The sequence below is a fragment of the Trinickia sp. EG282A genome (genome assembly GCF_040965455.1).
GTDB classification, from domain to species: domain Bacteria; phylum Pseudomonadota; class Gammaproteobacteria; order Burkholderiales; family Burkholderiaceae; genus Trinickia; species Trinickia symbiotica.
The window spans coordinates 1282729-1296006 of the sequence record NZ_JBFRCC010000001.1; the positions used below are offsets into that span (position 1 = coordinate 1282729).

Below are 13278 nucleotides of genomic sequence, written 5' to 3' on the forward strand. Positions count from 1 at the left end.
ACTAGAACCGTCCGGAGACACCTCCATGCAACAACCAGCCGCCATCGCTTCCGATCGAGGTCGTGCAAGCGCGACCGTACTCCGCGTTACCGCCGGCAACTTCCTCGAGCAGTTCGACTTTTTTCTGTTCGGCTTCTATGCGACGCAAATCGCTGCGGTTTTCTTCCCGTCGTCGAGCGAGTTCGCCTCCTTGATGATGACTTTCGCCGTGTTCGGCGCGGGCTTTTTGATGAGACCGATCGGCGCGATTGTCCTTGGCGCATATATAGACGATGTCGGCCGCCGCAAGGGCCTTATCGTCACGCTTTCGCTGATGGCTGTCGGCACGATTCTCATAGCCTTCGTGCCTGGCTATGCCAGCATCGGCCTCGCCGCACCTGCGCTCGTGCTGCTAGGCCGTCTGCTGCAGGGTTTCTCGGCAGGCGCGGAGCTCGGCGGAGTCTCGGTCTACTTGGCCGAGATGGCGACGCCGGGCCGCAAAGGCTTCTACACGAGTTGGCAGTCGGCCAGCCAGCAGGTCGCGATCGTCGTCGCGGCCACGCTCGGATTCGCGCTGAACCAATGGCTCAGCAAGAGCATGATCGCCGAATGGGGGTGGCGGGTGCCGTTCTTCGTCGGCTGCCTGATCGTCCCTTTCATTTTCGCGCTGCGCCGCAATCTCACGGAAACCCGAGCGTTCGAGCAGCGCCAGCATCGGGCCAATGTGCGTGAGGTATTCCGCACGCTGGCTCGACACTGGGCCATCGTGCTTGCCGGCATGATGCTGGTCGCGATGACCACCACGAGCTTTTACCTCATCACCGTCTATGCGCCCACGTTCGGCAAGACGGTGCTGCACCTGAGTACGGCCGATAGCTTGCTTGTCACACTATGTATCGGCGTGTCGAATTTCATCTGGTTGCCAATTGGCGGCGCGCTGTCGGACCGTTTTGGCCGCCGTCCGCTTTTGGTCGGCATGAGTGTGCTTGCTGTGCTGACCGCTTATCCGGTGCTCTCCTGGCTCGCGCATGCACCCAGCTTCACGAGCATGCTCGGAGTACTGCTATGGCTGTCGTTCATGTATGGCGTCTATAACGGGGCGATGGTGGTTGCGCTCACCGAGATCATGCCCGCCGAGGTACGCGTGGCCGGCTTCTCTCTCGCATACAGCCTGGCAACAGCCGTATTCGGCGGCTTCACGCCCGCGATTTCCACGGCGCTGATTCAATGGACGGGCGACAAGGCCGCACCGGGATACTGGTTGAGCTTTGCCGCCGCCTGCGCGTGCTGCGCGACCTTCATGCTGTACCGGCGCGTGCCGGCTGCATTGGGTGCGGTCCAATCACAATAAGAGGAGACGTTTGATGATGCGAACCCTCCGTTCCGTTTTGCTGAAATGCCTTGCTTTCGCTTTTATTGGCAGCACGGTTGCAGCGACGAACGTGCAAAGCGCGGAGCTGCATGTGATGACCTCGGGCGGCTTCACGGCGGCATATCAGTTGCTCGGTCCGCGCTTCGCCGCGGCAACAGGAAACACGCTGGATACGATCCAAGGGCCGTCGATGGGCAAGTCCGCCGCCGCCATACCGAACCGGCTCGCGCGCGGCGAGCCCGCCGACGTCGTGATCATGGTCGGCTATGCACTCGACGATCTGATCAAGCAAGGCAAAGTCATCCCCGGCTCGCGTGTCGAGCTCGCCGATTCGCGCATCGGCATGGTGGTTCGCGAAGGCGCGCCGAAACCGGATATCAGTTCGCTCGATGCATTGCGGCAGACGCTTTTGCACGCGAAGTCGATCGCCTATTCCGACAGCGCAAGTGGCGTATATATCGAGCGCGAGCTTTTCAAGAAGCTCGGAATCGAAGACGACATCAAGCAAAAGGCGAAGATGATTCCACGAATTCCGGTTGCATCGGTGGTTGCGACGGGTGACTATGAGGTCGCCTTTCAACAGGTCAGCGAGTTGCTACCTGTCAAGGGCGTAACGTTCGTCGGCACCATTCCTGAATCCGTGCAGTCCGTCACGCGCTATGCCGCGGGTATTCCGACCGGTGCGTCGCATCCTCGGGAAGCCAAGGAGCTGCTCGATTATCTCTCATCGCCCGAGGCCCGGCCTGTGGTCGAATCGACAGGGCTCCAACCGGTCAGTCAGCATTGAGCCGATCCGCGCGCGGGCAGGGGGCAGGGCTGCTGCAACGGTCCATGTCCAAAAATGGTCGAGGGTGCTGCCCAACCTGACCGAGAAACACTTTTGAGCGCACCTGCCCGAGCGGCTCACGATTCCCGTCGCATCGTTTTTTTCCCGGCGCCGCGGGGGCCTCGTGCGCCTTGCAAGTCCACAATCATGCGGTAAAACTCTTGCGCCGCAGGTGTCAGCTGGCGACCGCGGCGGCTCACGAGACCAACGCGCCGCGTCACTACCGGGTCGACGAGCGGTACGCTCGTCAGTAACGGATGCTCGGACTGAGGCATCGCCATGGACGGCACGGCGGCGATTCCGAGCCCGGCTTCGACGAGCCCGAGCGTGGTAGTCACATGGCGCGTTTCACAGACGCTCGGTGCGCGCGGTGCGATGGCCCCGAGCGCTTGGTCGAGCAGCAGGCGGTTTCCAGACGTCCTGTCGACGGACACGTAGTCGTGTTCATAGAACTCGCTCCATGAGACGCGCTTCTTACTCGCCAGCGGATGATTGCGCCGGCATGCCACGACGAACCGGTCTTGCGTGAGCAGCTTGAATTCGACGTCAGCATCCTGACTACCGACGAAGCCGACGCCGAAGTCGGCTTCGCCGTTCTTGACCGCGTTCAATACTTCGTTCGCGCTTGCGTCGAAGAGCTTGACGCGGATACGCGGATAACGGAGGCGATACTGCGCGATGACGGTTGGCAGAAAGTAGTGCGCAGCGGAAGGTACGCACGCAATGGTCACGTGTCCCAGCCGGCTCGAGGACACTTCGCGGATGCTGAGCAGTGCGGCATCCAGGTCATCCAGCAACTGCTCGGCGCTCGGCGCGAAGGCTTGGCCGACCGTCGTCAGGTACACACGGCGCGTGGTGCGCTCGAACAGACGCACGCCAAGCGCTTCTTCGAGCTTGTCAATGCGTCGGCTAAGCGCCGGCTGCGAGATGTTGATCGATTCGGCGGCCTTGCGAAAGTTGCCAAGCTTGACCAGCGCCGTGAATGCCTGCAGATCGTTGAGATCCAAATGGATGGCCACCGTGCGTGCTCACTGTCCTGAAAACGACATATTGTGCACGAGGCGAGCCGGCGCCAGGTATGGCCGCAGGTCGCGGGGCACGCGTAGAGCGCGGCGTCGACCTCCGTGCCGGCGAATAGGCGCGCGCAGAACCAGCGTGTATTGCCTCGGCAAACCATACAGTGCCCAAATAGCGCTGTCCCAATGTGTCTGGCATCGACATCAGCCCACGGCATATTCTGACCGGACAGTCCGGCAATCGAAGCAAGACACACCCCTGCCAAAGTCGCAGAGCCCAGACGCATTCCGACGATTGCCCTGTACCTCAACAACCAGGAGTCGAACGTGTCGCAGACCGAGCAAACGAACCGGGCTTTGATGGCCCGCCGTAAAAAGGCCATTCCACAGGGTATCGGCAACGCGCATCCCCTGTTCGCTGCGCGTGCGGAAAACGGAGAGATCTGGGACGTGGAAGGCAAGCGCTACATCGATTTCTGCGCCGGCATCGCCGTGCTCAATACCGGGCATCGCCATCCGAAGATCACGAGCGCCGTTGCACGACAGGCCGAAAAGTTCACGCACACCTGTTTCCAGGTCGTGGCCTACGAATCGTACGTGGAATTGGCGGAGCGGATTTCGTCGCTGGCCCCCGGCGACTTCGAAAAGAAGGCGTTCTTCATGACGACGGGAGCCGAGGCCGTCGAGAATGCCATCAAGGTGGCACGCCACTATACGAAGCGCACCGCCGTTATTTCGTTCGACGGGGCCTTCCATGGACGGACTTTCATGGCGATGGCGCTCACCGGAAAAGTCGCACCCTATAAGGCAGGCTTCGGCCCGACGTCGGCGGATGTCTATCAAGCCCCCTATCCGTCGGCGCTGCACGGCATCTCTATCCAGGACTCGATCGCGGGCATCAAGCGGTTGTTCAAGTATACAGTCGACCCGGATCGTGTCGCGGCCATCATCGTCGAACCTGTTCTTGGGGAAGGGGGCTATATTCCGGCGCCCGCGGAATTCCTGAGACAGCTTCGGGCGCTTTGCGACGAGCACGGCATTCTGCTCGTGGCCGACGAGATCCAGACGGGCATTGGACGCACCGGGCGCATGTTCGCGATGGAACATTCGGGCGTGGTGCCGGATCTGACGACGCTCGCGAAGGGACTCGGGGGCGGCATGACGATTTCGGCGGTCGTCGGCCGCGCCGACGTGCTCGACTCCATCCCGGCCGGCGGACTCGGGAGCACCTACGCAGGTCATCCGATGGCATGCGTTGCAGCGCTCGCCGTCCTCGACGCAATGGAAGAGGAGCAACTGTGCGCGCGCAGCGAAGCGCTCGGCAAGCGCCTGCGTGATCGCATGAATGCGTTGCGGCAACGCGTTCCGGAAATCGCCGATGTTCGCGGTCTCGGCGCGATGACGGGCGTGGAGTTCTCCAAGGGGGGGCAACCGGCCCCCGAGATTGCGAACGCAGTCAAGGCCGAGGCGTTCGAGCGTGGTTTGCTGCTTCTCACGAGCGGGACGCACGGCAACGTGCTGCGAATCATGCTGCCGCTCACGGTCTCCGACGAATTGGTCGATGAAGGCCTCGACATCATCGAGCAGATCTTGCTCGCCCACGCATCGGCGCAAAGTGTCGGTGGAGTGTTCGCATGAAGCACAGCTACATCGGCGCTGAGTGGGTGCCGGGCAGCGATGTTTACCGCGACGTCAATCCGTCCGATACCTCCGATGTCGTAGATGAGTTCTCACTCGGCGACGAAGCGCTCGCGAACCATGCGATCGACGCGGCGTTCGATGCATTCAAGGGCCGGCGCATGCTCGGCATCCAGGCGCGAGCCGATGCGCTCGATAAGGTGGGAAGCGAACTCCTCGCGAGAGCCGATGAGCTGGGTGAGCTGCTTTCGCGCGAAGAGGGCAAGACGCGACCGGAAGGGGTCGCGGAGGTCAGGAGAGCGGGCCAGATCTTCAAGTTTTATTCCGGGGAAGTGCTGCGCCAGCGCGGCGAGCGCCTCGATTCCGTGCGACCGGGCATGACGATCGATGTGGTCAGAGAACCTGTCGGCGTCGTGGGCATCATCACGCCGTGGAACTTCCCGATCGCAATTCCGGCATGGAAGGTCGCACCCGCATTGGCGTACGGAAACTGTGTCGTGCTGAAGCCCGCGGAGCTCGTTCCGGCCTCGGCGTGGGCACTGGCCGATGTGATCGGCCGTGCCGGATTCGGCGAAGGTGTGTTCAATCTCGTACTGGGACGGGGAAGTGGCGCGGGGCAGGCTATATTGTCGAACCCGAAAGTCGGAGCCATCAGCTTTACGGGTTCGACGACCGTCGGCGCTCGAGTGATGGCCGCGGCCGGTCCGCGGTTCGCGAAGATGCAGCTCGAAATGGGCGGCAAGAACCCGTTGGTCGTCGCCGACGATGCCGATATGGCAGTCGCGCTCGAATGCGCAATCCAAGGCGCCTTCTATTCGACTGGGCAGCGATGCACCGCGACGAGCCGCATCATTGTCACGTCCGGAATCTACGCGGAGTTTCGCGACGCGCTAGTCGAGCGCGTCTCGCGATTGCGCGTCGGACACGCGCTCTCGCCGAACACGGATATCGGTCCGGTCGTGAGCGAGCGGCAATTGAGGTCGAATCTGGAGTATGTCAAGCTCGGTTCCGAGGAGGGGGCAACGCTCATCTATGGCGGCACGCTCAAGGACTGCGAAACCAAGGGCTTCTATATGAAGCCTGCGGTCTTCGCCGACGTCGATGCACGCATGCGTATCGCGCGGGAAGAAATATTCGGGCCGGTCGCCTGTCTCATTCATGCAAAAGACTTCGATGACGCGCTGGAGATAGCAAATGACACGGAGTTTGGCCTCTCGGCCGGCATTTGCACAACGTCGCTCAAGCTCGCGGATCGGTTCAAGCGGGAAGCCCAAGCGGGCATGGTCATGGTGAACGCACCTACGGCGGGTGTCGATTACCATGTGCCGTTCGGCGGCCGCAAAGCGTCGAGTTACGGCCCGCGGGAGCAGGGAAGCTACGCAGCCGAATTCTTCACCACAGTAAAGACTTCATACACCCATCACGGCTAACGAAGGCACCGCACCGCCTTCGTACCGGCCGCCCGCCGGCTGCCGCGAGAAGCCAGCTCCGGCTTTCGTTCTCGAGTCGCAATGAGTGACTCGATGCATTCCTCTTTTCAGCGGTTTCTCCGCGAATTCCCGTCTTGAGGCAGTGGGCGGCACTTGCGCCGCACCGTAGGGCGTTCTTCGTCGAACGCCGTCGAACGTCGGCTTCGCACGTGTATGGCTCGCGCGAGCAGCACAGCATCCGCGACGGGTTGTCCGGCTGTGCATTGCCCCGGGATTTTGACGTTTATAACCTGCTTGACATCGAACTGGGCTACGCAAGCCGTGCGGCCCGACGAACGAAGACGATCAACCGGAGAACGTGATGTCACGAGATGTCGATCCGATTACGCTGGCCGTCGTGCGAGGGGTGCTGGAGACCACTCAGCGCGAAATGACCATGACGCTGGAGAAGACTGCTCGGTCGAGTGTGTTCAATGTCGCACACGATTACAGCAATGCCATTTTCAACGGTCGCCCTGAGATGATCCTGCAGGGGCAGGACATTCCGATCCACCTCGGCGGCCTTATTCCCGCGATGAAAGAGGTCGCCCGCTTCTTTGGAGAGGATATCCGCGACGGCGATATCGTCTACCACAACGACCCAGTCTACAAAGGCAGCCACATCGTCGACTGCTGCATGTACAAGCCGGTGTTCTACAACGGCGAGCTCGTCTTCTGGACCGTCTGCAAGGGGCACGTCACCGACATCGGCGGCCCGGTCCCCGCGGGATACAACCCCGACGCGCGCGAGATCTATGCCGAAGGCCTGCGCATCCCTCCCGTCAAGCTATGGGACAAGGGCGTCGAGCGGTACGACGTCGTCAACTTCATGTTGAGCAACATGCGCTCGCGCCGCGACCAGGAGGGCGACCTCAAGGCGCAGCTCGGCGCTGTCAACGTCGGTGCTCGTAACCTGATCGCGCTGCTCGACAAATACGGTGTGGAGACGGTCCGTGCGTGCGTGGACGAACTCATGGAGATGGCGGACCGCCATATGCGCCAGATCATCCACGCGGTACCGGACGGCGTCTACGAAGCGAGCGCCAGGCTCGAAGATTCCGGGCATGGCTACGGCGAGATCGAAATCAAGGCGACAGTCGAGATCAAGGCCGATACGTGTCACATCAAGATCGAGAGCCCGCCGCAGATTCCTTATTTCATCAATTCCTATGAAGGCAATTCGATGTCGGGCGTCTACCTGGGCCTCATGATGTTCGCTCAGCTCGATCCGCCGTACAACGAAGGCCTCTATCGATGCGTCAGCGTGGATCTCGGCCCGAAGGGTACGCTCTGCAACGCCGAGGAGCCCGCGCCGCACGTCAACTGCACGACGACACCGATGGAAACGCTCGCCGACGCCGTGCGTCTCGCGCTCGAAAAAGCGCAAGGCGAGCGCGCCGTCGGGTCCTGGGGCCATTCGAGCGGCGTCAACATCGCGGGCCACGATCAGCGCACGGGCGACGAGTACGTCACGATGGTCCTCGCATCGCTGATCTCGGGCGCAGGCGCGACGGGTTACATGGACGGATGGCACGCGTGCGGGCCGCAATGCTGCTTCGGCGCGCTCTATTCGGGCGACATCGAAACGCTCGAATATTCCTATCCGATCGTCATTCATCGTTTCGGGCTCGTCACCGACAGCGCGGGGGCCGGCGAATATCGCGGCGGCAGCGGCACGGTCTGGGAGGTCGAGCCGATCGGACACGAGATGACGGTTGTCAGCTTCGGCGAAGGCCGCAAGCTCCCCGCGATAGGCGCGAACGAAGCCACGAGCGCGATGCCGGAGCGCAAGCTCGGGCGCGTCGAGCTCAAGCGTCACGGCAAGGTTATCGAGACCTACAAGCAAAACGCCGTGATGACGGTGCGCGACGGTTATTCGCTCGCCACCTTCAATCCGGGCGGAGGCGGCTGGGGTTCGCCGCTGCGTCGCCAGCCGCACAGCGTGGCGGGCGACGTGCGCAACGGAATCGTATCGATCGAAGCCGCTCGTGCCGAATACGGTGTGGTCATCGATGCGGAAAGCCTCGAGATCGACTTCGCGGCAACCGAGGCATTGCGCGCCGAGCGCCAATCATCCCAACATCAATGAGGCCAACCAAATGACGAGCACACGATACCGCCTTGGTGTGGATGCGGGCGGCACCTTCACTGATTTTGTCCTCGCCGATGGAGCGGGCCAGATGCGCCTCTTCAAGGCAACGTCGACGCCGGAGGATGGTACGCGCGCGATCGCCGACGGCCTCGCGCAAATCTCGGAAGCGCTCGACAAGCCGGTCAGCGAGATATTGTCGAACCTCGATTTATGCGTGAACGGCACCACCGTGGCGTTGAACGCACTCATTCAGCTAAAGGGCGTCAAAACCGGTCTGATCTGCACCTCGGGTCACGAGGATTCGCTCGAAATCCGTCTCGGGCACAAGGAGGAGGGGCATCGCTATGACGCCAAGTATCCGCCTGCGGCGATGCTGGTCGAGCGCTACTTGCGCCGGCCGATTCGCGAGCGGGTGCTTGCCGACGGCACCATTCATACCCCGATGAACGAGGACGACGTTCGGGAGGCCTGTGAGTTCTTCAGAGCACAAGGCGTGCAGGCCGTGGCGGTCTCGTTCGTTTGGTCGGTCTCGAACGGCGTGCATGAGAGACGGGCGGCCGAAATCGTTCGCGAGCTGCTTCCCGACGTTTACGTGTCCGTGGGTCTCGAAGTGTTTCCGCAGATGCGCGAGTACACGCGAACGTCGACGGCGGTCGTCAATGCGTATCTGGGGCCGGTGCTCGGCCGATATGTCAGCCGGATCGAGAACTTCTACCTGGACAACGGCCTGAAGGCGCCGGTGCGTTTCTATCAATCCAATGGGGGAATGGCTTCGCCGAAGGTGATGAGCGCGCGCGCCGTCAACGCCATCAACTCGGGCCCGGCATCGGCGCCGCAGGCTGCCTTGTTCGTTGCGAAGCCGTTCGGCTACCGCAACCTGATCACGGTCGATATGGGCGGCACGTCGTTCGACATCACGCTGACGAAGGAGGGCGTGACGAACGTCAACAAGGACATCGATTTCCTGCGCTACCGGATCGGCACGCCGATGATTCAGGTCGAGACGCTCGGCGCGGGAGGCGGTTCCATCGCGTGGATCGACTCGATGGGGCTCCTCAAAGTGGGCCCGCAGAGCGCGGGTGCCGTGCCGGGGCCGGCCTGCTATATGCGCGGAGGGCAAGAGCCCACCGTGACGGATGCGAACGTGGCGCTCGGCTACCTCAACCCGGTCTCGCTGCTCGGCGGACGCGTCAAGATCGACGGTCAGGCCTCGCGGACGGCGATCGAAACGAAGATTGCAAAGCCCCTTGGCCTTTCCGTCGGCAAGGCGGCATACGGCATCTACAACATCGTCAACGTCAATATGATCAACGGCATTCGCCGTGTGTCGATCGAGCGTGGATATGACCCGCGCGACTTCGTGCTGATCGCGGCGGGCGGTGCCACCTCTTTGCACATTGCCGCGCTGGCGCGCGAGATCGGCGTGAAGACCGTCCTTGTGCCGAAGCTGGCCTCGGGCCTATGCGCATTCGGGCAGTTGCTGTCCGACGTGAAATACAACTATATGGCGGCTTGCCCGATGCGTGTCGACAAGCATGCCAATCTGGGCCGCGTTCAACAACAGTTCGAGCGGCTCGAAGCCGATGCCGTGGCGGCCCTCGCGAAGGAGGGCTTTGCGCGCGACCGAATCCGCATCGAGCGCCAGCTCGATATGCGTTACACGGGGCAAGTCCACGAATGCTCGGTGACCATCGGCTCCATGAACGTGGGCGCCGATACCATCGACGGTATCCGCGAGATGTTCGACGCGCGTCACAAGGCGCTTTATACGTACGCCGAGCCCGACAGCCAGGTAGAGATCGTCAATATCGAGAGCACGGTGTACGGCGTGCTCGATCAGCCGCCTGCTCAGGCGATCCCGCCTGGCGTCGGCGATCCCGAGGTCGTGGTCAAGGCACGCCGGGAAATGATTTTCGCCAACGGCCACGATATCGAAACGCTGTCGTCGCCTGTCTATGACGGCACGCGCCTCGGTGCGGGCGACCTGATCGTCGGTCCCGCCGTCATCGAGGAAATCACGACGTCCATCGTGCTGCCGCCCGGCTGGCGTGCACGGCTGGACCAGACAGGCGCTTACGTCCTGACCGACGAAAGCTGATTCCGGATAACAAGGGAGACCACGCCGACGCAAATCGGCCGATGCGTCGGCGGCCGAAGTTGATCGATTAGGAGTCCTCATTGGCTCGCCATCGACGTTGCATCGATGTGAGCCGATTTTTATTCGTTACGTGGGAGCGCAAATGGAACTGAATGCTATACAGGACGGCTCGGACGACGGTTATTCGACGAGCGCCGTTCCGGCAACTGCAAGGATGTCGAAGTTGTCTTTGACGATGGCATGGTGGGCGACCTGCAGCGCCATGTTCTGGCTCGTGGTGTCGGCGACGCTCGCGATCAATTTCGGTACGGTCAACACGTTGATCGGGCTTGGACTGTCCGTCGTGGTCTATAGCTTGATCAACAAGGTCATCGTCCGATACGTGGTTTCCAACGGTTTGTCGGTGGCGCTCTTTTCACGCGTGTTGTTCGGCAGCGTCGGAGCCGCGTTGGCGACATTGATTTTCTTCGCGACGGCGATTTACTACGCGCTCTTCGAGGGATCGGTCATTGCGGTCGCCATCAACGCCTATTTCCCGGCGATATCGGTGAAGCTGGCGTACCTGATCGTCGTCGTCTACAGCGTCTTGCTCGTTTTCGGCAGCGTGCAGACGTGGCTCGACAAGTTCAACGGGGCGCTGCTTCCTTTCTATCTGCTCGGCCTGATCGCAGCCGTTGTTCTGGCGCTCATGAGCGGCGGAGACCATACGGCGTGGATCCATCTTGGCCCGACGGGCGGTGCTCCGACGTACGGCTGGTGGAATTGCTTCACCGCGTTCATGGGTGTATGGATCATGATGATGTACACCTGGGATTACGCCCGCTTCGGACGCCAGTCGGACACGCGCTACCACGAGAATTTCAACTTCGGGTGGTCCTTCTATACGTTCACGTTCGTCATCAACGGCATTGCCGGAATTTTTCTCGCGAGCACGTTGGCGGGAAGCGGAGCGCTCAGCGAAGTATCGGTCGTCTTCGCGTTGTTGAAGCTGATGGGATTCGCCGGACTGCTGTTCGTCTGGGTCAGCCAGACGCGGATCAATACGGCCAATTTCTATCTGGCCTCGACGAATATGCATTCGTTCTTCACCGCCGTATTCGGTCTTCATCTGCCCAAGTTCTTCTGGTCGGTGGTGGCGGGCGTGATCGTCTATTTCCTGATGCTGACGAACGTCTTCAGCTTCATCCTCCAGGCGTTGGCGTTCCAGGGCATTTTCGTCGTCGCATGGGTCGGCATCGCCGTCATGCATATCGTCTCCCCGCACTACGAGGCGATTTTCGGCAAGCAGATCGAGTATCGCTCGGAGCGCGTCGTTGCGTTCAATCCGTGTGGCCTCGTTGCCTGGCTCGCGTCGTCGGCGCTTGGCATCGCCTTGCTCGAAGCGGGCGGCACGACGGCAACGTTCTCCGCGCCCGCGGCAGCCGTGGCTTCCGCAATCATCTATCGCATCGGGCTTTCGCTCGCGAGCAAGCGGTCGTTCGTTCGCGAACTGGTCGCAAGCGAATGAGCCGCCTTGCGGCGGCCTGATCAACTGCTCCACAAAAAACCGCGCGCCCGTCGCAGCGCGCAAAACGACGACAGAAGAGGAATCCGGTAATGAAAAAAGCAGCAATGGTAGGGGCAACGCTCGCCCTGATGTCTTTGGGTGCGCGTGCGCAAAGCACGGTGACGTTGTACGGTATCGTCGATCTCGGCATCGACTATGCAAGTAATGTGAGCAAGGCGTCGAACGGGACCGCCATAGCGGGAAGCGGCGGCCGGCTCTTCCAGATGCAAAGCGGCGTGCCGCTCGGAAGCCGCTGGGGGCTTCTCGGCGGCGAAGACCTCGGCGGTGGCCTGCGAACGGTGTTCCGGCTGGAAAGCGGCTTCGACGCCGCAAACGGTGCGCTCGGCGGTGGCCTCGCGTTTTCGCGCAACGCTTACGTCGGTCTGTCTTCGAAGCAGTTCGGTACGGTCACGTTCGGCCGGCAGTGGGACGCAAACGTCGATCAGCTCGAGGCCTTTACGCTCAACGGCCAATATGGCGGTTGGTATTTCGCGCACCCGAACGATATGGACAACCTCGACAATGGGTTCTCAGTGCCGAACGCCATCAAGTATGTGAGTCCGACGTTCGGCGGCGTGACGGTCGAAGGCCATTACTCGCCGGGCGGCGTAGCCGGACAGTTCTCGACGAACTCCACCTACAGCGCCGCGGTGGCGTATGCCGGCTCGCAGGTCAGTGCGGCGGTCGGGTACCTGCATATCAACGATCCGTCGACGGCTGTCGCAGGCTACGTGTCGGGCGGCGGCTTTGCCAATGCCGTCTATGGCGATGCGCTGGCCGCCGCGCGCAGCCAATCCGTGCTCGCCGTCGGCGCGTCGTACAAGCTCGGCGCATTCAAAGTATCGACGGACTTTTCGAACACCGTATTTCGGCCGAGGTCGGGCGGCGCCAACCTGACGTTCCAGAACTACGAACTGTCCGGGTCGTATCAGTTGACGCCTGCGCTCGTCGTCGCTGGCGGGTTCACGTACACGGTCGGCCACGACGATCGGACCGATACGTCGCCGAAGTACGAACAGCTCAATTTGCTCGCGCAATATGCGCTCTCGAAGCGGACATCGGTCTACGCGATGGTGGCCGGCCAGAAAGCCTCCGGCGACGCGCCGGTCGCACAGATAGCCGGATTCAACCCGTCGAGCTCGAACCGGCAGCTCGCGACCCGGCTCGGGATCACGCATTCGTTCTGACGTCGGGCGAAGCTTGGCGCATGCGTGTTTCGGCACGCCTGCGTTGCGCTTCGCA

General features: G+C 61.8%; 9 protein-coding genes. 8 read left to right on the plus strand and 1 reads right to left on the minus strand.

Annotated elements, in window-relative coordinates; genetic code table 11:
* Positions 1-25: 25 nt before the first annotated feature.
* The gene (locus AB4Y31_RS05930; protein WP_368673099.1) at positions 26-1330 is read left to right on the plus strand and encodes an MFS transporter; all 1305 of its coding nucleotides are present in this window, start codon (positions 26-28) and stop codon (positions 1328-1330) included.
* Between the two features lie 13 nt (positions 1331-1343).
* Positions 1344-2138, plus strand: a complete 795-nt coding sequence (locus AB4Y31_RS05935; protein ID WP_368673100.1) for a substrate-binding domain-containing protein — start codon at positions 1344-1346, stop codon at positions 2136-2138.
* A 116-nt stretch (positions 2139-2254) separates the two neighbouring features.
* On the opposite strand, the gene AB4Y31_RS05940 is transcribed toward AB4Y31_RS05935, so the two are convergent.
* On the minus strand, positions 2255-3196 hold the full coding sequence (locus AB4Y31_RS05940; RefSeq protein ID WP_368673101.1) for a LysR family transcriptional regulator: 942 nt from the start codon (positions 3194-3196) through the stop codon (positions 2255-2257).
* Positions 3197-3553: 357 nt separating this feature from the next.
* Here AB4Y31_RS05940 and gabT point away from each other — a divergent pair, with 357 nt between their 5' ends.
* From gabT to AB4Y31_RS05970, 6 genes are all read left to right on the plus strand, one after another.
* On the plus strand, positions 3554-4831 hold the full coding sequence (gene gabT / locus AB4Y31_RS05945; RefSeq protein WP_368673102.1) for a 4-aminobutyrate--2-oxoglutarate transaminase: 1278 nt from the start codon (positions 3554-3556) through the stop codon (positions 4829-4831).
* On the plus strand, positions 4828-6261 hold the full coding sequence (locus tag AB4Y31_RS05950) for an aldehyde dehydrogenase family protein (RefSeq protein ID WP_368673103.1): 1434 nt from the start codon (positions 4828-4830) through the stop codon (positions 6259-6261). The genes gabT and AB4Y31_RS05950 overlap by 4 nt, the downstream gene beginning before the upstream one ends.
* 361 nt (positions 6262-6622) lie before the next feature.
* Complete coding sequence (locus tag AB4Y31_RS05955; RefSeq protein WP_368673104.1) at positions 6623-8389, plus strand: hydantoinase B/oxoprolinase family protein; 1767 nt, start codon at positions 6623-6625, stop codon at positions 8387-8389.
* Between the two features lie 10 nt (positions 8390-8399).
* Entirely contained in the window at positions 8400-10490 is a 2091-nt protein-coding gene (locus AB4Y31_RS05960; protein ID WP_368673105.1) for a hydantoinase/oxoprolinase family protein, read from the plus strand.
* Positions 10491-10632: 142 nt separating this feature from the next.
* A complete protein-coding gene (locus tag AB4Y31_RS05965; RefSeq protein ID WP_368673106.1) occupies positions 10633-11997 on the plus strand; it encodes a cytosine permease in 1365 nt (454 codons plus the stop codon).
* An 89-nt stretch (positions 11998-12086) separates the two neighbouring features.
* The gene (locus AB4Y31_RS05970) at positions 12087-13223 is read left to right on the plus strand and encodes a porin (protein WP_368673107.1); all 1137 of its coding nucleotides are present in this window, start codon (positions 12087-12089) and stop codon (positions 13221-13223) included.
* The last annotated feature ends 55 nt before the right edge of the window (positions 13224-13278 follow it).